Here is a 20,991-nt window from a genome sequence, read left to right on the forward strand (position 1 = left end):
GCCGACCCACCGGTCGATTTACACCAGCGGCAGGTCACCGACGGACTTGCCGCGCAGCCGCCAGGACCACCCGCAATGGCAATCATGAAATCGGACGTCGTCACCTCGACCGAGGACTACGCCCGCAACCGCAGCGCCTACGCCGAACGCGTTGCGGATCTCAGGCGGCGCCGGGCCGCGGCAGCACTGGGCGGCCCGGAACGGGCACGCAAGCTTCACAAGGAACGCGATCAGCTGCTCCCGCGCGAGCGGATCGCGGCGCTGATCGATCCCGGATCACCGTTCCTCGAATTCTGTCAGTTGGCCGGCGACGGCCTTTACGAAGGCGTACCGCCCGGCGGCAGCATCATTACCGGCGTTGGAATGATCTCCGATCGTCCCTGCATGATCATCGCCAACGAGCCCACCGTAAAGGGCGGCACCTATTACGGTATCACCTGCAAGAAGCATGTTCGTGCGCAGCGCTTCGCCTGGCAGCACCGCCTGCCCTGCGTGACCCTGGTCCAATCCGGCGGCGCCAACCTGCCCGACCAGCCCAATATCTTCCCTGACGATGGCCAGTTTGGCTCGATCTTCTACAACCAGGTCAGGATGTCGGCTGAAGGCATCCCGCAAATTGCGGTGGTGCACGGTCCCTCTACCGCGGGCGGCGCCTACATTCCCGCGTTGAGCGATGAGACCGTCATCATCAGAAACCAGGGCGCCATGTTCCTCGGCGGGCCGCAGCTGGTCTATGCGGCGACCCGCGAAGAGGTCGGCATCGAGGCACTCGGCGGCGGCGAGATGCATAGCCGCGTGAGCGGTGTCACTGACCATCTCGCCGAAAACGACGCCCATGCAATTGCCATCACGCGCGAGATCGTCGCCAGTCTCGGCGAGATTCCCCGGCAAACCCGGACCGTCGCCCCGGTGCGCGAGCCACACTTCGACCCCAACGAAATCTACGGCCTGATCAGTTCGGATCCGCGCATTCCCACCAATAATCGCGATGTCCTCGCGCGTCTCGTCGACGGCAGTGAATTCCATGAGTTCAAGCCGCTCTATGGCGACACGCTGGTGACCGGCTTTGCGCGAATCATGGGCTTCGAGATCGGCATTCTCTGCAACAACGGCGTGCTGTTCTCCGAAAGCGCGCTGAAAGCGACGCACTTTATCGAGCTGTGCTGCAAGCGCGACATCCCGCTGCTGTTCATGGCGGATGTCACGGGATTCATGGTTGGCCGTGAAGCCGAGGAAGGCGGCATCACCAAGAACGGCGCAAAAATGATCACGGCAATGGCAAGCGCCAATGTCCCGAAATACACGCTCATCATGGGTAATGCCTACGGCGCAGGCTACCTCGCGATGTGCGGCCGGGCGTTCCGGCCAAATGCCATGATGATGTGGCCAAATGCCCGTTCCGCCATCATGGGTCCCGACCAGGCCGCGACCACGCTCGCGATGGTTCGCGACGAGGTGCACAAACGCGAGGGCACGAGTTGGACGGACGCCGAGCGCGAGGCCTACATGGCGCCGACCCGGCGAACGTTCGAGGATTTCGCCAATGCCTACAATTTCGCCCGCAACACCTGGTGCGACATGGTGATCGATCCGCTCGAAACCCGCAGCGTGATGGCGCTGTTGCTTGACCTCGCCGGGCGCGTCCCGCGTCAGCACACCGATTTCGGCGTGTTCCGGATGTAGACGAAGGGGGCCGCCATGTTCAGGAAAATTCTGATTGCCAATCGAGGCGAAATCGCCTGCCGCATCGCCCGCACCTGCCAACGGCTCGGCGTTGCGGTTTCCACCGTGCACTCCACCGCAGATGCCGACGCCTTGCACGTCAGGGTTATCGGTGAATCCATCGGGATCGGCGGCGCGCCGGCATCGGAAAGCTATCTGCGGATCGATGCCATCATCGCCGCCGCGAAAACCACCGGCGCGGAAGCGATCCATCCTGGCTTCGGCTTCCTGGCGGAAAACACCGATTTTGCCCGCGCGGTCGAAGCAGCCGGACTGGTATTCATCGGACCGACGCCGGATACCATCGAGCGGCTGGGCGACAAGGCATCCGCGAAGCGGGAAGCCGTCACCGCCGGTGTCCCCACGGTACCCGGAAGCGAAGCTCCGAGCGAGGATCGCCTCGAAGTCGAACGCAGCGTCCGCCGGCTCGCACTGCCGGTCATGCTCAAGGCCGCGGCCGGCGGCGGCGGCAAGGGAATGCGGGCGATCTCGACCTATGACGGACTTGCCGACGAAATCGAGTCCGCGATGCGTGAGGCAAGGAATGCTTTCGGCGACGCAAGGCTGATCGTCGAGAAACTGATCCTGCAAGGCAGGCACATCGAGGTGCAAATCGCGGGTGACGGCGACGGCAACGTGATCCACCTGTTCGAACGTGAATGCACGCTGCAGCGTCGCCACCAGAAGCTCATCGAGGAAGCGCCAGCTGCCAACCTGGCTCCCGCCTTACGCCAGCGTATCCTCGACGACGCTGTCCGGCTCGGACGCAGGCTCAGATATCGTGGCGTCGGCACGGTCGAATTCATCGTCACCGGCACCGACCATTATTTCCTGGAGGTCAATCCCCGGCTCCAGGTCGAGCATCACGTAACCGAGATGGTTACCGGCATCGACATCGTCGAGGCTATGCTCCGCATCGCCGCTGGCGAAGGCCTGCCGGTGAAGCAGGGCGGAGTGTTGTGCCAGGGCCACGCGATCGAGGCGCGGATCTGCGCCGAAGATCCGAATGACGGCTTCATGCCATCCACTGGAGAGCTCGCCCATGTCAGGTTCCCGTCCAGCGGCATTCGCGTCGAGACCGGCGTCGAAAGTGGGTCGATCGTTACGCCCTATTACGACTCGATGCTCGCCAAGCTGATTGCTCATGCCGCCTCCCGCGATCAGACGCTCGACCAACTCGATCGCGCGCTCGGTGAAACCTCGATCTTCGGTGTCGTCACCAACCGGGATTTTCTCCGGCGATTGATCGCCTTGCCTGCGACCCGGGCCGCGACTTTTCATACCCGTCTGATCGACGAACAGATCGATGCGCTCGCGGCCACCGCTGGCGACATTGACCCGGAAGCGCTGGCGGTTGGTGCGTTTTTTTGGATGATGCGCCAGCGCGCTGCCGCTTCCGGCAACCCCTGGCAGTCCAACAGTCTGACCGGCTGGCAGATGGCGGCAGCCGACGACGGCTTGTCACCGATCCCCATTCTCCACCTCGAGGCCGCAGGCGACAGCGCGGAGATCCGCTTTGCGCCCTTGCAGCCAGATGGCGCGATGTTGATCGGTGTCGACGATGACAGGATTCGGGTGCAGCTGTCGCCGCTTGCCGATGGCATGTTCGCAGCCACAGTCAACGCGCGCTGCGAGACCGTGCGGATCGTACAGAAAGACCAGGCGATCTTCGTGCACGATCCGCGCCGCGCCCATACCATGACCGCGATCCCCTACCTCAGATACATCAGCACCGACGCCGAGATCAGCGGCGAACTGCGCGCCCCGATGACCGGCGTGGTGTTGAAGATCAATGTCACGGTCGGTAGCCGCGTGAAGGCAGGCGATCCGACCGTTGTCATGGAATCCATGAAGATGGAACTGCGCATTGCCAGCGAGGTGGACGGCGTCGTGACCGCCGTCCACTTCAAACCCGGCGACACCGTCGAGCGAAACGCCGTCGTCGCCGTCGTCGAGCCTGACCCGCAATAGCCAACTCCTCACGAACCCTTCAGGAAAGCACATGTTACGATTGGGAAGTGTAAATTATGATGTTCAGGGCAACATCGCGATCCTGACGCTCGACGAACCCAAAAAGCTGAACGCACTGACCAGCGGCATTCGTATGGGTATCCGCGAAGGACTACAGCGGGCCGACCAGGACGATGCGGTACGTGTCAGCATCATCACCGGCGCCGGTGGCATGGCATTCTGCGCTGGCGCCGATATCGGCACCTTCGATTTCGATCCGGAGAACGCCCGCGCGTTCTTCATCGACGCCATGGAGGTCCTGAGCGCTCCCGAACGGGCCCTCAAGCCGGTGATCGCCGCGGTCAACGGAATAGCCTATGGCGGTGGATTTGAGCTCGCCATTGCATCCGACTTCATCCTGGCGGCCGAGAGCGCTCGCTTTGCCGTACCCGAGATCAAGCTCGGGCTGCTGCCCGGCTTCGCTATCGTTCGGCTTCAGGACATCGTCGGGCGCGCAAAAGCCAAGGAAATGAGCATCCTCGGCGACCCTGTCGACGCCGCGGAAGCAAGTCGTCTTGGACTCGTATCGCGCGTCGTTCCCGACGAACGTCTTCTCGTCGACGCAATCGCGTTCGCGCAACGCATCGCCTCACAGCCCCGCCTTGCCGTTCAGATGGCCAAGTCCTTTTACAATCGCGGTCTTGGCGGCAACGAGATGCGTCATGCGATCGATGGGTTTCCGTTCCTGCTGATGCACGCCGATGCACGCGAAGGCATCAATGCATTCCGGGAAAAGCGCGAGCCGCGATTCGATAAGACGTAGCCGTAACGGCTGCGTTCGGCCCGACCACATCGTCGCGCAGACATCTGGGCGGCCGACCATTCCACTGTCCGATAAAACAATAAGGGAGAACACGTGAAGAGGAATTTCCTGGCCCTGGCCATCCTGGTTGCGACAGCGTCGACCGCCTCCGCCCAAATCTCGAATGACGTGGTCCGGATTGGCGTGCTGACTGACCTGTCAAGTTGGGGACGCGACAACAGCGGTCCCGGCTCGGTCGAGGCGGCGAAAATGGCCGTTGAGGAGTTTGGCCCGACAGTGCTCGGAAAGCCAATCGAGATCGTCAGCGCCGACCACCAGATGAAGACCGACGTCGGCCTGCAGATCGTTCGCGACTGGTTCGACAACGGCAAGGTCGACGCGGTAGCGGACATTCCGAACTCGGGAATTGCGATCGCCGTTCACAATATGGTGCGGGAGCGCAACAAGATCGCGCTGCTGTCCGGCCCGGGCGCGAGCTCCCTGACCGACGAATTGTGCAGCCCCAACACCGTACATTTTTCTTACGATACCTACGCGCTATCCAAAGTGACAGCGTCGGCTGTTATCAAGGAGGGTGGCAAGTCCTGGTTTTTTGTCACCGCCGACTACGCGTTCGGCCAGCAACTCGAGAAAGACGCGACGCGCTTCATCAAGGAGCTGGACGGCAAGGTACTCGGCAACGTGCGGCATCCGACCAACACAGCCGACTTCTCGTCTTTTGTACTGCAGGCGCAAAACTCCAAGGCGGATGTTGTGGCCTTTGCCAATGCTGGCCAGGACACCGACAATGCCATCAAGCAATCCGGTGAATTCGGCCTGGTTCAGGCCGGCCAGAAGCTTGTTGGCCTGCTGATGTTCGATACCGACGTGCACGCTGTCGGCCTGCAGGCCGCACAAGGCACTTACATGACGACGGCCTCCTACTGGAACATGGATGACAAGACCCGCGCCTGGTCAAAGAGGTTCTTCACCCGGACCAACGTCATGCCGACCATGATTCACACCGGCGTCTACGGCTCTGTGCTGCACTATCTCAAGGCGATCAAGGCTGCCGGCACAGATGATCCCGCCGCGGTCATGGCCAAGATGCGCGAACTTCCCGTCGAGGACACATTCGTACATGGCGCCAAGCTGCGCGAGGACGGGCGGGTCATCCGTGACATGTACCTGGCGCGCGTGAAGAAGCCATCAGATTCGAAGGAGCCGTGGGACTATCTCGAGATCGTCAAGACAATCCGGGGTGAAGACGCCTATCGGCCTGTCAGCGAGTCGAAGTGCGCGCTTCTCAAGAAGTGAAACGACCTGATCGGCGCAAAGAGCGAGCGAAGGCCACTGCTTGGCCGGGCGGATTTTGGGAAACAAGTAAGGCAATTCATTGCCGAACATCGGAAGGACCATCAGTTCGTGACCACAGCATCATCTCCAATCGAACTCGTCGTTGCCGACAGGATCGGGACGATTTGGCTGAACCGGCCGGAGCGAGGCAATGGGATCGAGCTCGGGCTGGCGACTGCGCTCAGGGCAGCTGCCTTCGACCTCGAACGTGACGCCAGCGTCAAGGTCGTCGTCATCCGAGGCCGCGGAGCAAATTTCTCGGTCGGCGGAGATCTTCGAGCTTTCTCCGCTGCCGGCGCCACCTTCCCGCGGCTTGCAATGGACATCATCACTGCTTTCCACGACGCACTCGTTTCACTGAGACGCTCAGGAAAGCCGGCTATCGCCGCGGTGCACGGGGCTTGCGCCGGCGGAGCAATGTCCCTGGCGTTGGCCTGTGATTTCGTTCTAGCCGCCGACACGGCACATTTTTCAGTGGCGTACCGGCGGCTGGGCGTTCCCGCCGATGGCGGCATGAGTCACTCGCTGACGCGCCTGGCGGGGCCAAGACGAGCGCTGGAGTTGATGCTCCTCTCTGACCGCACAAGCCCAAGCGAGGCACTGTCGCGCGGATTGATCACGAGAGTATGTGCAGAGCAGGAGCTCGAGGCCGAGCTGACCCGAATGGCGCGGGCGCTAGCCGATAACTCACCCGCCGCAAGCCGTGCGGTGAAAGCCCTGGTCTGGAGCGCCGATACCGCAACGTTCGACGAACAACTGTCGGCCGAGCTAGCTTCATTCGTCGACTGCGCCTCCTCGGCGGACTTTCGCGAGGGCATGAAGGCGTTCAACGAGAGGCGGCCGCCAATATTCGCAGGAGAGTGAGAAGATGGGATCCCTGGACGGTAAGGTCGTTTTCATTACAGGCGTGAGCCGCGGCATAGGCCGGGAGATCGCGCTCAAATTCGCATCGGAAGGAGCGCGAGTTGCGCTCGCAGCCAAATCGAGCGAGCCCCATCCCACCCTTTCCGGAACTATCCATACAGTGGCCGAGGAGATCCGTAAGCTCGGTACCGCCGCCCTTCCCCTCCGTGTCGATGTGCGCGACGCAGACGCACTCGCAAACGCCATCGAAAGGACGGTTCAGGAATTCGGCGGATTGGACATCCTCGTGAACAATGCCAGCGCCATCAGTCCGACCGGCCTCCTCGATACGCCGGCCAGGAAGTTCGATTTGCTGAGTGCGGTGAACGGCAGGGCGACCTACATCTGTGCCTATCATGCTGTACCGCACCTGAAGCGATCGTCAAATCCCCATGTTCTCACCTTGTCGCCGCCACTGCCAAAGTCGGCAATCTGGCTCGGCAAGTATCCGGCGTACGCCACCTCGAAGTACAGCATGACGATGTACACGCTGGCGCTGGCCGAGGAATTTCGATCGTTTGGAATTGCCGCCAATGCTCTTTGGCCAAAGACCATGATTGCAACCGACGCCGTGCGCGTGCATTACCAGTCGGATTATCGCCGCAGCCGCTCGCCTTCAATCATGGCCGATGCGGCACACTTCATCGTTACGCAAGACAGCCGCGCATTCTCGGGCAGAACCTTGATCGACGAGGAGGTTTTGCGTTTGCAGGGTGTCGACGACCTGTCGGTCTATGCAATAGATCCTGCCAGCCAGCTTGCGCCAGACATCTTGATCGAATGACTGCAGCAACGATCGGGGAAAGCTTCCCTGCAGGGAGGCACCGAGCTACTGGGACTTACCCGGCTGCAGGAATGGCTTCCGAATGAACATCGTCAGCGCGCGCGTCGCCATTATTGTGAATCCAGCCTTGCCGCTTGGGTTGATTGCGAACACAGTTGCGGCCTTGGGCATCGGTATCGGCGCCGCGGAGCCGGACCTCGGAGGAAACCTCTTGACCGACGGTAACGGGCTCACCGTCCGGACCAGTGCAGACCGTCCGGTACCAATTCTGCAAGCCACGCCCGAAGCGCTGTCCGTACTGCTGACGCGCGCGCAGCCATTGGCGAGCGGCGCCGTTTTGGTACCTTTCCCGCAATTCGCCAGGGGGCTCCACCGCTTTGAGGACTATCTCGCCGAGTTTCCGCTGCGCGCGCTCTCGAACGAAACGATTGACGGCTTGGGCTTCTACGGGCCTGAGAAATGGGTTCGGTCGCTCACCGGCAATTTGAAGCTCTTGCGCTGAAGATAACGCCCCGTCGTGAACCTGAGGACTGACCTCATCATGAGCATGGTCGTGCACCCTTACGCCACGGCGCCATCCCCGCTCAAGCTTAGCTGTAAGGTGCCCTCGCTGGGAGATTAAGATCTTCAGCCCTCGTGAGCCACGTTTCAAGCTCACCGGGAAGCCCTCGAGTGCGAGCGGCCGGCTACCTCAAGGGGAGCCGTGTGACATTAGAGCTTCTGGATTTCGGCTGGTGGCCGGCCGGCCCGCAGGCCTTCCCGAGCCGAAGCTGTCCTCATCACGGTGGAAAAGCTTTTGCGCTCGTCAGCCAGGCCTTCGGCCAACGGACGGTCGAGAGCTGACCGGGTAAGGCGCTTGGCAAAGGCCAGGCCTTCGGCACTTCGGCCCGACAGCTCAGCGCCGATCTCAAGGGAGCGCGCGAGCGGATCGGCGACGACCTCATGCACAATTCCGATTTCGTGCGCGCGCTGTCCCGTCACTGTCAGGCCACGAAGGATCATCTCGAGCGCCCTGGCCTCTCCAACGATCCTGGGCAAACGCTGTGTACCGCCACCACCTGGAAAGATGCCGATGCGCGTTTCCGGAAGTCCGATCGCCGTAACACTGCTCCCGGCGATGCGCAGGTCGCATGCCAGCGAAAGCTCGAAGCCACCTCCCATGCACAGGCCATTGATTGCCGCAATGACCGGCTTGTCGACGGCTGCAATCGCATCCGTCAGCGCGTGGAAACCAGGTGGTCGAGGACCAGGCGACGACGGGGCTCGAGACGCTCCGCGCTCAATGGCATCTGCGGCCTCGGAGAGTTCCCCCACGTCGTAGTGACGGATGAAGATGCCGGGTAGGCCCCCTGTAATGACAATGACCCGCACCGATGGGGCCATCCCTGCAGCGGCTACCGCATCGAACATCTCAGCCGCCCCGACGGCCGTCATGGTGCCGAATGGGGCGTTAGCATAGGTGATGACACGGACCGCGTCGTGATCCTGGGTGGAAACAAGGGGCATAGCCTACCCTCACCGCAACCGCTCGCCGGACAATCACGCGTTGGCGCTGCACCGCTCAGAATGCGCCCGGCTCCCGCACCGATCAAGCCTCGGCGCGCTAAGATTGCCATTGCAGCCGCGCGGTTCATTCTTAAAATCCCGCCTCCCCGGCATGCGTTTCGGACGGGCCTGTACAGCGGAGTAGACGTTATGCCCAAACCGGAAAGCTTCCCAATCGATAAGATCTACGTTCCCGTGAAAAGAAGGAAGACAATCAAGCCTCAAGTCGTCGAGGAGATCGCTGGAAGCATTCTGGAAATCGGACAACAAACCCCCATTCTCGTCAGGCCCGACGAAGACCGCTTCGTTCTGGTCGAGGGACTACAGCGGCTCGAAGCTTGCAAGGCGCTTGGAGAGACGACGGTTGTGGGCATCGTGGTCTCGGCGGAGGACGCTCAGCAAAGGACGCTCTTGTCCGAGGGACCCGAAGCAGATGCAGAACGCGACAAGATGGCGCGATTGAAAAAACTGCGTCTCGAGAAGGAAGCTGCAGAAGGTTCGATTGCTGCCTTGAACAGGACGGATAAGGAGCGAGCCCGCCCGGCAAGAGGCACCGGCGAGAACCCGAGAACATCGCCAAGCCGGGCCTCAGCACCGACGCCGAAGAAGACGTTGTCGGAGTGGATCGCGCAGCAAAAGCGCGACGGTGGCCATTATTGATTGCCCGCTTCGGTCTTGCATCCGACGCCATCCATCCGGCGATGGATTTTTCTTGATCTCTCGCTGCTCAAGCGATCTTCCAAGTCACGGCAATACTTGAACTTTCGCCCCATCCATCCTGCGCTTGTTTGAACCAGCTTAAGCCAAGGAAACAACGTCGACACACCGGGTCCGGCTCGTCTGCGTCTGGATCATTCTTGCCAATCCACAAAACTTGTTAGCCGGTCGAGTGACCGTCCACCCGGTCAGCGCCTTGCTTCAGCCGCCATTGCAGCAACGAAAAGGATGGATCGGACTCCGGGTGATGTTCGAAGACTCCTCCAACCTCAGTTCCGATGACCACGGTCTGGCGCGGATCGCCCAGCAGATTACCCACCATGCGCACGCCACCGGCGTGTGGCAGCTCGACGAGCAGCGCGAGATACGGGCCGTGCTGCTTTAGCGCCGGGTGCGACGGATGCCAAACGCGTTCCCAACTGTAGATGCGGCCGGTTGGCTCGACGTCAGTCCACGTAAGGTCAAAGGAATGACAATTGTGGCAAATCCATTCGGGGCCGAATTGCCAGGAACGGCAGCCGGCGCAGCGTTGCACCAGCAGGCGGTTTTCCCGCAGGCCCATCCAATACGGCGCCGAAAGCCCATCTGGGTCACTGACCGGAATAGGCAACCCGGCAGGAAGATAGTGCGCACGTGAAGACCCACTCATAGCGTCGCCTCTGAACCCAGAATGAGGTTGCTGGCCGGCGTCACCATCGGGCCGCCGATCACGAGCGCCACATCATTTCGTCGAGCCTGGCTCGCCGACGCGCCACGCACCTGACGAACCGCTTCCAGCACGAGCTCAAAGCCGTGCACGTAGCATTCGGCAAGGTTGCCGCCACTGGTGTTGAGCGGGAGCCTCCCGGATGGAGCGATCAAATTGTCGAAAGTCAGGAAGTCGTTGGCCTTCTCGGGCCTGAAGAAGCCGTGCTCCGCCAGCGCCATCACGACACCGCCGGTGAAGTTCTCGTACGCCTGGACCACACCGACATCCGACGGCCCTACCCCGGCCATGCGGTACAGATCGGATGCAACGGTGCCGAAGTTCGCGGTGGCGTAGAGCGGCGCGTTGTGCGCCGTTGCCGCCGCACGATGCCCGGATCCGAAGGCCGCACCGAGCAGATAGGCCGGCTTGTGCCGGAAGTCGCTGGCGCGCTCTGCCGACACCAGCACCAATGCCGCTGCGCCGTCATTTTCCATGCAGCAATCGTAAAGATGGAAGGGCTCCACGATCCAGCGCGAGGCATCGTATTTCTCGACATCCAGCGGCTTGCCTCGCATCACCGCGCGCGGGTTGGCCTGGGCATGATGATAGGAGGCGAGCGCAATCGCGCGCAAAGCCTCTTGTCGCACGCCATGCTCGTGCATGTAGCGTTGCACCCGCATGGCAAAGCGCTGCGGGGGAGCCAGCACCCCATAGGGCATCAGATAGGACCGTTCGCCCGAAACGGTGTGAATCCCGGCTGCCTGTCCGAAACGGCCATATTGGCCCTGAGCCAATGAGCGGAACACCACGACACAATCGGCAAGGCCCGCGACGATCGAGGCGGCCGCATTGGCAACCGCCGCGCTGCAACCGCCGCCGCCTCCGCCCCATTGCATGGTCGCGGAGCGCAGTCGATGCGTCCCCAGCGCCGCAGCCAGCCGTGACGCCTCGCTGCGATCGTCGCTGTAGGACGAGAAGCCATCGATCTCGCGGGGATCGAGCCCGGCATCCTCGCAAGCCGCCAGGATCGCCTTCAACGCGAGCTTGAATTCCGGATCGGGAGAAGCGCCATGACGATAATATTCGGTTTCACCGATCCCGATCACGGCCACACGCCCCCGCAGCGTCCGCTCGTCTCGCGCGCGCCCGGTCACGGTTTGGCATCCTGTCGCGAAGCCTCGCTGCCGAACGCACCGCCTCCGGCAAGGCGCGCGATCTCCCTCTTGTCGTAGCCGAGCAACTCAAGCAGCACGTTCTCGGTGTGCTCCCCAACTGCCGGTGCCGCAACGGGATCCACGATCGGTGTCCGCGAATACCGGATCGGCAGGTTCACGTTCGGCACCCACCCCACCGTCTCATGCGGGATCCGGGTGACGATCCCGCGCTCCCTCGCCTCGGGCGAACGGATCGCCTCGCCGACGGTGCGCAGCTGGCCGCAGGGCACGCCGGCCGCCCGCATCCGCGACTGCCAGTGCGACCAGGGCCGCCGGGCAAAGGCATCGCCGAGGATCGCGAACAACTCCTCGCGCCGGCGGATTCGATCGGGGCCGGTTGCATAGATTGCGGCCCCCGCGAGATCCTCGCGCTCGAGAACCTGCGCCATCAGGCGCTGGAAGATCTTGTCATTGCCGCAGTTGATATAGAAGGAGCAATCGCTGGCCTCGAACACACCTGACGGACACGTGTCCGGGCTGGTATTGCCGCTTCGCTTCGGATCGGCGCCGCTAAAGAGCGACTGCGTGGTCGCGTAGCCGGTCATCAGGACGGCGTTCTCGAACAATGACACCTCGATGGCCTGGCCGTGCCCGCTGCGCTCGCGCGCGAACAAGGCGCCAAGGATCGCATTGCTCGCCATCATGGCGGTGCTGATGTCCATCACCGGCGACAATGCCCGCACGCCTTCGCGGTCGGCATAGCCGTTCATCGACACGAAGCCGCTCTCGACCTGCGCGATCGGATCAAAGCCAAGCCGGTCCGAAAATGCCCCGTCGCGGCCATAGGCCGACACCGAGCAGTAGATGATCTCGGGTTTGAACTTGCGGCAGCTCTCGTAGTCGAGCCCCAGCCGTGCCATCACGCTCGCAGAAAAATTCTCGACAAGGACGTCCGCCGTTGCGATCAGCTCGCGCGCGATCTTCAGGCCCTCCAGGGATTTGAGATCGAGGGCGACGCTGCGCTTGTTGCGGTTGGTCCACAGGAACGGCGCGCCGTGCCTGAGATCGGGATGCACCGGGGGATAACGGCGCAGATCGTCGCCGCGGCCCGGCGCTTCGATCTTGATCACCTCGGCCCCCATGTCGGCGAGGATCATGGTGGCAAACGGCCCCGCGATGAAATGCGAGAAATCGATCACCCGGATCCCCTCGAGCGCCTTCGGCGCTCCAGCGGGACGAGGCGTGTGCTCGGGGAAGTCGGCTTCAAGCTGATCCAGCATCGGGATATCCGTCAATTTGAGCAGTGTTGATCCAAGGATCGCGGCCGTCGTCGTCAATTGCTCTTCGGCGGGTCGACGAGCGAGCAACCGCCCTGGTCGAGCGGCCGGAAGGCTTCCGGCCCGGACAGCACGCCGACTTTCTCGAGGAGATCCCACTTGCTCTTCGACGCATTGGGGCTCTTCACTTTCAGGATGTACATGTTGTGAATGGCGCGGCCGTCGGCGCGCACCACGACCGGCCCGAACAAGGCGTCATCGATCAGCTTCTCCTTCAGCTTCTGGATCACGGCTGGCGCGTCATTGGTTCCTGCCGCCAGCGCCGCGTTCAGATAGGCCAGCACGGAGGAATAGACGCCGGCGTGGAAGGCGGTCGGCGACTGCCCATGCTGCCGCTCGCTGAATTTGGCCGACCAGGCGCGGCTGGCATCGTCGAGGTCCCAGTAGAACGGCTGCGTGATGATCAGCCCCTCCCCGACCGCAAGCCCGCTCGACTCGACATCGTTGGTGGTGGTCAATAGCGCGGCGAAGGTGCGTCCGCTCTGCTTCAGCCCGAATTCGGCGGATTGCTTGATCAGGCTGACGGTGTCGCCCCCGGCGGTCGCGAACGCGATCACGTCGGCGCCCGAACCTTCGGCCTGCAGGATGAACGAGGCATAGTCCGCATTGTTGATCGGCACATTGACCGATCCGAGAACGGTCCCGCCACCGGCACCGATCACCGCCGTCCCGTCGCGCACCATCGATTTGCCGAGCGCATTGTCGGTGGCGATGAAGTACCATTTCTTGCCGCCATGATGCACGAGATAGGCGCCGATGGTGTGAGAGGCCGCCCAGGTATCGAAGGTCCACTGAATCGTATTGGGCGAGCAGTATTTCCCGGTCAGGTCGGACGACGCCGCGCTCGATGCGATCAGCGCCGCTTTGGTGCCGCGCACGACCTCGTTGACCGCCAGCCCAACGGCCGAGTTCGGCACGTCGGCGACCGCATCGACCTTCTCCTGATCGATCCAGCGGCGCGCGATGGCGGCGCCGACATCGGCCTTGTTCTGGTGGTCCGCCGAGACGATCTCGACCTTGAAATCCGGATGAAGCCGCATGAAGTCCTCGGCCGCCATTTTGGCCGCTGTCACCGAACCTTCGCCGGCATTGTCCGAGTAAGGGCCGGACGCGTCGTTGAGTACGCCGATTTTCAGGGACCGCGCGGCGACCGCCGACGCCGGCGAACCGGTACAAAAGGCCAGGAGAGCTATTCCGGCTATCTGCGAAAGATACTTCATTGTTTCCACCCGTCGTATGTTGTTGTGTTAGAGATCGAGCACTAGCGTTCGGGACTTGGCGCCCGAGCAGCAGATCATGACGCTCTTGTTCGCCGCCTGCTCATCGTTGCTCAGGAACTGGTCGCGATGATCGGGTATGCCCTCGAGCACGCGCGTCTCGCAGGTGCCGCAGACACCTTCGGTGCAGGCATAGTTCGCGGCTATCCCGGCCTCCAGCAGCGCATCGAGGATGGTCTTGCCGGCCTCGACCGCGATGGTGCGGTTGCTTCGCGCCAGCTTGACGTCGAAGCCACCTTCGGTGGCTGGAGCTTCCCGGGCCTTGAAATATTCGACATGTACGTGATCGGCCGGGTGACCGGCCGTCGCCGCCTCGAGCGCCTCGAGCATGGGCACCGGACCGCAACAGTAGAGATGCGCGCGAGGCGGAGCGTTCATGACGAGCGCCGGGAGATCGAACGCCCGTCCCGATCGCTCGTCGTCGAAATCGAGATGTACCCTCGATCGGTACGTGCCGAGTTCGTCGAGGAATGCGGCAGCGGCGCGCGTCCTCGCGGCATAGAACAGCTCCCAGTGACGTCCAAGCGCCTCAAGCCGTCGGATCATCGACAGCAGCGGCGTGATGCCTATGCCCCCGGCGATCAGGACAGAATGGTCGGCCTCCTCACGGAGCGCGAAGTTATTCCGCGGCTCGGAGATCCTTATGACGTTCCCGACCCTGACGGTGTCGTGGACGAAGCTGGACCCACCCCGGCTCTCGCCATCCCTGTTCACCGCGATGACATACCGGTGCCGCTCGCATTGGTCGTTTACCAGCGAATAGCTGCGGATCATGCCGTTCGGCAGATGCAGGTCGATGTGGCTCCCGGCCGTGAACGGCGTCAGTTCGCCGCCCGTCGGGGCAATCAGCTCATACGAATTGATCCGCTCAGCCTCATATCCGATACGCTTGACCAGCACCTCCAGCGTACCAGCCGTATGTTTGAATGCGCTCACAGCTCGTACCCGAAATCGGCGCCAAGCTTCGCGCGCATGAACGGCGCGCCGACGTCAACCCAAGAATCCTCCGGCGGCAACCGCAGCGAGACCGCTCGCACCATGAACACGTCCGGGTCCAAGACTCCTTTGGGTTTGATCGCGTGATCACGATAGGCGCCAAGCGCTTCAAGAATGAAACGTCGCGTCATCGCGATGCCGGTATCACTTGAGCAGAGCGTCTCCTTGGTACGATCAAAGATCGGAGAGACGCCGCTTTGGCAGGCGCCGTCCTGCACCCAGAGCCCCGGCAGGCCCGAGAACCAGGTGGTCCGCTGCGCCTCATAGTCGAACTGAAAGCCGTTGTTCGGATGATATTTCGTCCAGTAGCCTGCGTACGGGACCGTCACCGGGTGCTGGACGAGCGCGTGGCGGCTGGCATGACCACTCTCGCGGCCCTTGTGCCCTTCGGCGAAGACCTGCCGGGTTTTCTCCAGCAGCGGCTCCGAGGGATGATAGGAGAACATGATGCAGAGCGTGTTCTCGTCATCGATCGGCACCCAGGCGTGCCCGCTCAAATCCGGGAACGGCGACAGCGGAGGCACCAGCGTATAGAACGGCAGCAGGAACTGGTTGACCCGCCAGTACAGCGTGTTGGCATCGTAATTGCGCCGCGCGGCGATGCTCATGCCGAAATCCTGCTTGATGCATTCGAAGGTCGGGCGCAGGTCGCGCTTCTGGATCCAGGCGCTCGTCGTGCCCTGCGCATCCAGTCGTCCATGAAGCAGCGGCGCGTGCGCCGAATCGATCTCACCCTCGACCGCCTGCAGCCAATTGCACTCCTGGACGCGAACCGAGATGTGCGCCTGCTCGGCCGGCACCAGATTCCATTCGAGGTTCGGCAGCGGCGGAAGCTCAGCCTGGTCGGGACCCATATAGGTCCAGATCATCCCGTTGCGCTCCTTGCAGGGATAGGCCTTGATCCGCACCCGCTCCTTGAGGCGGCTGCGCACTGGCTCTGCCGGCATGTCAGTCACGGCGCCGGTGACGTCGAATTTCCAGCCGTGATAGACGCAGCGCAGCCCGCAATCCTCATTTCGTGCAAAAATCAGCGGCGCTCCGCGATGCGGGCAGGCCTGGTCGACCAGCCCGACGCGCCCCTCGGAATCGCGAAAGGCGACGAGATCCTCGCCCAGCAGCCGGATGCGCTTCGGCTGCCCGTCCGCGGCGAGGTCAGCCGACGGCAGGAAAGGAATCCAGTACAGGCGGAAAAGTTCGCCGAGCGGCGTCCCCTTGCCGACCCTCACCAGGCGTTCATTGTCTTCGCGCGAGAGCATGGGTTTGCCTCCTTCAATTGCGTGTGGCCGGGCCCGCCGCGCCGCCGAGAAGCGTGGCGACACGGTCAGACAGTCCGAGATCGTGAGCGGTCCAAAGCGGATCGGATGCGGTGAGCGGCTTGCGTGGGATCGGAGGCTGCTTGCCCTCCTCCACCAGGCCGACGATCAATTCGATGCGCCGCCGCTCGAGCTCGCGCAGAGCCTCCTCGACGACGGCGGCTTCCGCCGTGCACCCCGGCAGCTCCGGATAGGCAAGACGAACCCGCCACTGCCCCGGCTCGGTTTCGACCGCCTCCGCCTCAAGCAAATAGGGAATCGACAGCAGCTCACGCAGGTCCAAGTTTCAACCTCCCTCAACGAGGTCTTCGCATGGCATTTGATACGTATACGTACTACATCATCGGAAGGCTGACAAGAGCCGAGGGCGACCCTGTCTTCCTCAGAAGAGGCTGGTGACGTGGTTCGCCACGGGGTTGAGGACGATCAGCCAAGCTGCTAACGGCTAGGGCGCAATTCGCAGAACGCAGCTGGGATCCGACAACGGCATGGCAGCCGATAAAGGCAAGCAGACAACCTCGGCGGCAGACGTTGCACGCGACTGGCAGCTCGAGGGTGGTGTCGGATTCCTGTTGCGTCTGCTGGAGGCCCGCTACGATGGGCTCTATCAAAGCATGACGCGCCAGAGCGATATCACGCCGCGGCAGTTCGGTGTGCTGATGGCGCTGTATCAGTTAGGTCCCCTAACCCCCTCCGTACTAGCGGACCGGATCAGTTGCGACCGCAACACGCTCAGCGAAATGCTGAAGCGCATGGTTGCGCGCAGACTGGTCTCGAAGAAAGACAATCCGGACGACCGCCGCTCGCTCCAGGTGCAGATCACGGCTAAAGGCGAGGATGCGCTTCTCGCCGTCATTCCGGCCGCCGCCGAGCTGCAAAACATCATGCTGGCCCCCCTTCGCAAGGAGGACCGCGCGCATTTCCTGAAATGCCTGCTGGCGATCGCGAAGGCTCCGCCGCCGGACAGTCCGGCCGATACCTGAAATCGCCGGCGTCCAGCGGCCCTAGGCCTGCACCTTCCCGAACGTACCTGCAGCGGCAAGCGTCGCGATTGCGTCCGGCGACAGGCCCAGGATCCGCGACAGCACATCGTCCCGCTGCGCGCCGATCCCGGGAACTTGACGTCCCATCGGCGTATCGGCCCCGGACATCTGCCATGGCGCATTGACGCCGACGAAGTCACCGGCCCCGTCCGAGACGGTCCCAAACACCCCACGTTGGCGCAAATGGGCATCGGTCAGCGCCGCGCCCGGCGTCCGGTACTCGGCGCAGGGAACACCGGCGCGATCCAGCGCCGCGATGCATTCAGCAACGGTGTGGCGTTCGGTCCATTTCTCGATCACCTGCATCATGGCGGTCCAATTGGCGCCGCGCGCTGGAATGGTCGAAAAGCGCGGATCGTTAACCAGCTCTTCCTGCCCGGTCACCTCGCACAGCGCCGCGAAATTACGCGGCGTGACCGGGGCGATCAGGATATCGCCATCGCGCGTGCGGACTGGCCCATACGTCGGGCGCGGCGAACGGATCGGGAATTGCGCCTCCTGAAACTCATAGACCAGCAGATTCAGCATGCAGTCCATCAAGGCTACATCGACGCGCTGTCCCTTTCCGGTGCGCGTACGCTGGACCATCGCGGTCTGGATCGCGGAATAGCCGAAGATGCCGCCAAGGATATCGGCGACAAAGATCGCGCCCGGCGCGGGACGCTCCCGGTCACCGGCATAACGCATCAGGGAGTGATCGAATCCGCTCTCGGCATGGACGATCATCGCATAGGCCGCGCGCTCGGCCGCAGGGCCTGACTGGCCATAACCCGAGATCGAGCAATAGATGAGGCGCGGGTTGATCTCGCAAAGCGTCTCGTAGCCAAGACCAAGGCGGTCCATCACGCCAGGGCGGAAATTCTCGACGAGAATGTCCGCCTCCGCGACCATGCGATGTACGAGCCTGATGGCGTCGGCATTCTTCAGGTCCAGCGCCAGGCTACGCTTGCCGGCATTGAGCTGGCCGAAATAGGTGCTGTGGCCTTCGCGCAGCGGCGTTCGCAGCCGCATGTCGTCGCCTTCCGGAGGCTCGATCTTGATGACCTCGGCGCCGACGTCCGCGAGCAGCCGCGCGCAGTACGGCCCGGCCACCATGATCGAGAAATCGAGCACGCGCACGCCGGCGAGCGGCGCCCTGTCGCCATCCTTCTGCATCCGATCTCTCCTATCTCGGCAGCCCGAGCGCGCGTTGCGCGATCAGACTGCGCTGAATCTCGTTGGTCCCGATGCTGATGACCCACATCAGCGAATGCCGCAGGTTTTGCTCGAAGCGACCGTTGTCGATCGCGCCCGGCATCTGCTCGGACAGCGCGGCACGCATGCCAAGAATGTCGAGCGCAGTCTCGCCGAAGCGCTCCATCAGCTCACCGGAGAACACCTTGCTGATCGCGCCATATTCCGGCGGCGTCACGCCGTCGGCGGCAAGTTCGGCGCAATGCATCATCAAGAGACGGCCGATCTCGATCTCTGACGCCAAGGTCGCCATCCTGTCGCGGATGATTGGATCATCAGCGAGAGACCGATCGCCTTGCTTCGCCATCACATGCGAACGCAGCTGCTCGAAGGCATGCGCGACCTTCAGGACGATCCCGCCACCAACCAGCCCACGCTCGAAGGCCAGCGCGCCGGTCAACACTTTCCAACCGCCATTGACCTCGCCAACGAGGTTCTCGGACGGGATGCGGACGTTGTCGTAGAAGATGTTGGCAAACGTGCCATCGTACATGGTCGCAGACGGACGGATGGTGATGCCCGGCGCATCCATCGGCACGATAAACATGCTGATGCCCGCGTGCGGCGGCTTCGCGTCCTTGTCGGTCCGCGCGGCGAGGAACATGTATTTCCCCCACCAGGTGGTGGTCCAGATCTTCTGGCCGTTGATCACCCAGTGATCGCCGTCCCTGGCCGCACTGGTGCGCAGCGCCGCAAGGTCCGACCCTGCCTGCGGCTCGCTGTAGCCCATGCCATGCATCGCTTCGCCACGCAGGATTTCCGGAAGGTATTTCTGCTGCTGCGCTGCCGTGCCGAACATCATCAGCGCATTGGCCTGGATCGCCGCACCGATCCGCGGCGCCTCGCCCCGCTCCATCGTCTCCATGAAGGCGATCTGCTCCAGCGGCGAGCGCGCCTGGCCGCCGAATTGCTCTGGCCATCCGAGCCCGATCCATCCGGTCCCGCCGATGTCGCGGGCGAAGGGCGCATCGAACTCACGCTTGGCGAACGGCCTTCCGTCGAATGCTAGCTTCGCATCTCCAGTCCAGTTTTGCTCGAGCCAGAGCCGGATCTGCTCGCGAAACGCATTTCCAGCGGCCCCGAGGTCATATTGCGGCAGCCCGACGCCGCCCGCATCCAGCAGCCGCGCTGCCAGCCTGCTCTTGGCATCCGAGGCGCCGCCGAGCGCGATCGTATCGAGATGCACGCGCTTGAAGTGGATTGGCGCCTCGTGCTCTTCGGCATAGCCGATCGCACCGAACGTATGCTGGACCTCCAGCGACACCTGCCGCAGCGCATGACCGGAGAACGCCGATGCGCAATCGGCGAAGTAGCGCCAGCCGCCCTCGCCACCGTCATGCAGTCTGGCGGCATGGTCGAGGATCAACCTGACGCCTTCGAGCGCGATCAGGCAATCGGCCAGCTTGTGCTGGATGGCCTGGAACCTGCCGATCGGCTGCCCGAACTGGTGCCGTTCCTTGGCGTAGTCCACGGCGAGCTCAAAGGCACGCCGCGCCGCGCCGTGAGCGCGCGCGGTCAACATCGCTCTGCCCTTGATGCGGAGATGGTCGACATCGACTGCATCTATGGGAATGCACGTGAGCGGCGCTTCGTTCAGTCGGACCTCATAGAGCCCCCACGCTCCCATCGCGCGGGTTGCGACGCACTCGACACCGGGACCGTCAAGATTGATCAGCCCAAGCTGGGCCTGGTCTAGAACGACCAGAAGATGCGTCGCGCCTCCGGCAGCCTCGACAAAACGAAGCACGCCCTTTGCCTTGAGGTCCGTGACCTCAACCGCTCCTGTGCCGGCGTCCGGATCCAGCGCACCGAATGAGAAGGCGACGGTCGCCTCCCCGGAATGCAGCCGCTCCAGCAGATCCACCGCGACGTCGACCTGCGATCCGGAGATCGCAAGATTGGCGAGCGCCGCAGACCACATCGGCGCCGCGCAGCCGGCCCGGCCGAGTTCCGCCATGACGACGAGGATTTCTGCGAGCCCGCCTTCACAGCTCCTCGCACCGAGCGCGGCGACGCCCTGCCCAACGAGCTTGCGCCAGATCGCCGACACCTCGTCCGGCGAGGACGATGCGGTTAAACCGAGTGGAAGCCAATGCTCGTCCAGGAAACCGCGCAAGGAATCGCGCAGCATTCCTGCGACATCGTCATTCGACGCTTCGATCGCCGCCATG

Annotated in this window: 19 protein-coding genes; 9 read left to right on the forward strand and 10 right to left on the reverse strand. The window is 62.9% G+C overall.

The features are described from left to right. The first annotated feature begins 84 nt into the window (after positions 1-84). The 7 genes from QJT82_RS30705 (at position 85) to QJT82_RS30735 (ending at position 8,019) form a co-directional block, all read left to right on the forward strand. A complete protein-coding gene (locus QJT82_RS30705; RefSeq protein ID WP_348652250.1) occupies positions 85-1,683 on the forward strand; it encodes a carboxyl transferase domain-containing protein in 1,599 nt (532 codons plus the stop codon). A gap of 15 nt (positions 1,684-1,698) precedes the next feature. Next, complete coding sequence (locus QJT82_RS30710) at positions 1,699-3,693, forward strand: biotin carboxylase N-terminal domain-containing protein (protein ID WP_028342806.1); 1,995 nt, start codon at positions 1,699-1,701, stop codon at positions 3,691-3,693. Between the two features lie 31 nt (positions 3,694-3,724). Beyond that, positions 3,725-4,495, forward strand: a complete 771-nt coding sequence (locus QJT82_RS30715) for an enoyl-CoA hydratase-related protein (protein ID WP_035632350.1) — start codon at positions 3,725-3,727, stop codon at positions 4,493-4,495. A gap of 93 nt (positions 4,496-4,588) precedes the next feature. Next, complete coding sequence (locus tag QJT82_RS30720) at positions 4,589-5,791, forward strand: ABC transporter substrate-binding protein (RefSeq protein ID WP_028342808.1); 1,203 nt, start codon at positions 4,589-4,591, stop codon at positions 5,789-5,791. 108 nt (positions 5,792-5,899) lie between these two features. After that, the gene (locus tag QJT82_RS30725) at positions 5,900-6,694 is read left to right on the forward strand and encodes an enoyl-CoA hydratase-related protein (RefSeq protein ID WP_028342809.1); all 795 of its coding nucleotides are present in this window, start codon (positions 5,900-5,902) and stop codon (positions 6,692-6,694) included. Positions 6,695-6,698: 4 nt separating this feature from the next. After that, entirely contained in the window at positions 6,699-7,517 is an 819-nt protein-coding gene (locus QJT82_RS30730) for an SDR family oxidoreductase (RefSeq protein ID WP_028342810.1), read from the forward strand. A gap of 82 nt (positions 7,518-7,599) precedes the next feature. Beyond that, the gene (locus QJT82_RS30735; protein WP_028342811.1) at positions 7,600-8,019 is read left to right on the forward strand and encodes a DUF2000 domain-containing protein; all 420 of its coding nucleotides are present in this window, start codon (positions 7,600-7,602) and stop codon (positions 8,017-8,019) included. 209 nt (positions 8,020-8,228) lie between these two features. Here QJT82_RS30735 and QJT82_RS30740 read toward each other — a convergent pair whose 3' ends face one another. Beyond that, on the reverse strand, positions 8,229-9,023 hold the full coding sequence (locus QJT82_RS30740; protein WP_051448021.1) for an enoyl-CoA hydratase/isomerase family protein: 795 nt from the start codon (positions 9,021-9,023) through the stop codon (positions 8,229-8,231). A 189-nt stretch (positions 9,024-9,212) separates the two neighbouring features. On the opposite strand from QJT82_RS30740, the gene QJT82_RS30745 reads away from it, so the two are divergent. Beyond that, positions 9,213-9,722 carry a ParB N-terminal domain-containing protein gene (locus QJT82_RS30745; RefSeq protein WP_028342812.1) on the forward strand — a complete coding sequence of 170 codons (510 nt, stop codon included), beginning with the start codon at positions 9,213-9,215 and terminating at the stop codon, positions 9,720-9,722. A 217-nt stretch (positions 9,723-9,939) separates the two neighbouring features. Here QJT82_RS30745 and QJT82_RS30750 read toward each other — a convergent pair whose 3' ends face one another. From QJT82_RS30750 to QJT82_RS30780, 7 genes are all read right to left on the reverse strand, one after another. Continuing rightward, complete coding sequence (locus QJT82_RS30750) at positions 9,940-10,341, reverse strand: zinc ribbon domain-containing protein (protein ID WP_080686862.1); 402 nt, start codon at positions 10,339-10,341, stop codon at positions 9,940-9,942. Positions 10,342-10,424: 83 nt separating this feature from the next. Further along, positions 10,425-11,621, reverse strand: coding sequence for an acetyl-CoA acetyltransferase (locus QJT82_RS30755; RefSeq protein ID WP_259244206.1), 1,197 nt, complete (start codon positions 11,619-11,621; stop codon positions 10,425-10,427). Next, positions 11,618-12,901 (reverse strand): CoA transferase, encoded by a 1,284-nt coding sequence (locus QJT82_RS30760; protein WP_028342814.1) that lies wholly within the window; start codon positions 12,899-12,901, stop codon positions 11,618-11,620. Before QJT82_RS30760 ends, QJT82_RS30755 begins: the two co-directional genes overlap by 4 nt. Positions 12,902-12,954: 53 nt before the next feature. Next, a complete protein-coding gene (locus tag QJT82_RS30765) occupies positions 12,955-14,178 on the reverse strand; it encodes an ABC transporter substrate-binding protein (RefSeq protein ID WP_028342815.1) in 1,224 nt (407 codons plus the stop codon). A gap of 27 nt (positions 14,179-14,205) precedes the next feature. Then, positions 14,206-15,171 carry a PDR/VanB family oxidoreductase gene (locus QJT82_RS30770; protein ID WP_080686863.1) on the reverse strand — a complete coding sequence of 322 codons (966 nt, stop codon included), beginning with the start codon at positions 15,169-15,171 and terminating at the stop codon, positions 14,206-14,208. After that, on the reverse strand, positions 15,168-16,487 hold the full coding sequence (locus QJT82_RS30775) for a Rieske 2Fe-2S domain-containing protein (RefSeq protein WP_028342817.1): 1,320 nt from the start codon (positions 16,485-16,487) through the stop codon (positions 15,168-15,170). Before QJT82_RS30775 ends, QJT82_RS30770 begins: the two co-directional genes overlap by 4 nt. A 13-nt stretch (positions 16,488-16,500) precedes the next feature. Beyond that, positions 16,501-16,827 carry a hypothetical protein gene (locus tag QJT82_RS30780; RefSeq protein WP_028342818.1) on the reverse strand — a complete coding sequence of 109 codons (327 nt, stop codon included), beginning with the start codon at positions 16,825-16,827 and terminating at the stop codon, positions 16,501-16,503. A 205-nt stretch (positions 16,828-17,032) separates the two neighbouring features. Between QJT82_RS30780 and QJT82_RS30785 the strand changes: the two genes are divergently transcribed. Beyond that, positions 17,033-17,527 carry a MarR family winged helix-turn-helix transcriptional regulator gene (locus QJT82_RS30785; protein WP_028342819.1) on the forward strand — a complete coding sequence of 165 codons (495 nt, stop codon included), beginning with the start codon at positions 17,033-17,035 and terminating at the stop codon, positions 17,525-17,527. A gap of 21 nt (positions 17,528-17,548) precedes the next feature. Here the strand turns inward: QJT82_RS30785 and QJT82_RS30790 are convergent, their stop codons facing one another. Together QJT82_RS30790 and QJT82_RS30795 are read right to left on the reverse strand one after the other, a co-directional pair. Then, positions 17,549-18,742: a CaiB/BaiF CoA-transferase family protein gene (locus tag QJT82_RS30790; protein ID WP_028342820.1), complete on the reverse strand. Its 1,194-nt coding sequence runs from the start codon at positions 18,740-18,742 to the stop codon at positions 17,549-17,551. A 10-nt stretch (positions 18,743-18,752) separates the two neighbouring features. Beyond that, positions 18,753-20,990, reverse strand: a complete 2,238-nt coding sequence (locus QJT82_RS30795; RefSeq protein ID WP_028342821.1) for an acyl-CoA dehydrogenase family protein — start codon at positions 20,988-20,990, stop codon at positions 18,753-18,755. Position 20,991 lies beyond the last annotated feature (1 nt).

Origin of the sequence: Bradyrhizobium sp. Mp19, assembly GCF_029952935.1 — a bacterium.
In the GTDB taxonomy this organism is placed as follows: Bacteria; Pseudomonadota; Alphaproteobacteria; order Rhizobiales; family Xanthobacteraceae; genus Bradyrhizobium; species Bradyrhizobium elkanii.

Coding starts and splice junctions, on each gene's coding strand:
- QJT82_RS30715 (WP_035632350.1), top strand. CDS start 3,725: ATGTTACGATTGGGAAGTGTAAATTATGATGTTCAGGGCAACATCGCG.
- QJT82_RS30705 (WP_348652250.1), top strand. CDS start 85: ATGAAATCGGACGTCGTCACCTCGACCGAGGACTACGCCCGCAACCGC.
- QJT82_RS30745 (WP_028342812.1), top strand. CDS start 9,213: ATGCCCAAACCGGAAAGCTTCCCAATCGATAAGATCTACGTTCCCGTG.
- QJT82_RS30710 (WP_028342806.1), top strand. CDS start 1,699: ATGTTCAGGAAAATTCTGATTGCCAATCGAGGCGAAATCGCCTGCCGC.
- QJT82_RS30795 (WP_028342821.1), bottom strand. CDS start 20,990: ATGGCGGCGATCGAAGCGTCGAATGACGATGTCGCAGGAATGCTGCGC.
- QJT82_RS30760 (WP_028342814.1), bottom strand. CDS start 12,901: ATGCTGGATCAGCTTGAAGCCGACTTCCCCGAGCACACGCCTCGTCCC.
- QJT82_RS30790 (WP_028342820.1), bottom strand. CDS start 18,742: ATGCAGAAGGATGGCGACAGGGCGCCGCTCGCCGGCGTGCGCGTGCTC.
- QJT82_RS30750 (WP_080686862.1), bottom strand. CDS start 10,341: ATGGGCCTGCGGGAAAACCGCCTGCTGGTGCAACGCTGCGCCGGCTGC.
- QJT82_RS30775 (WP_028342817.1), bottom strand. CDS start 16,487: ATGCTCTCGCGCGAAGACAATGAACGCCTGGTGAGGGTCGGCAAGGGG.
- QJT82_RS30735 (WP_028342811.1), top strand. CDS start 7,600: ATGAACATCGTCAGCGCGCGCGTCGCCATTATTGTGAATCCAGCCTTG.
- QJT82_RS30785 (WP_028342819.1), top strand. CDS start 17,033: ATGGCAGCCGATAAAGGCAAGCAGACAACCTCGGCGGCAGACGTTGCA.
- QJT82_RS30765 (WP_028342815.1), bottom strand. CDS start 14,178: ATGAAGTATCTTTCGCAGATAGCCGGAATAGCTCTCCTGGCCTTTTGT.
- QJT82_RS30740 (WP_051448021.1), bottom strand. CDS start 9,023: ATGCCCCTTGTTTCCACCCAGGATCACGACGCGGTCCGTGTCATCACC.
- QJT82_RS30730 (WP_028342810.1), top strand. CDS start 6,699: ATGGGATCCCTGGACGGTAAGGTCGTTTTCATTACAGGCGTGAGCCGC.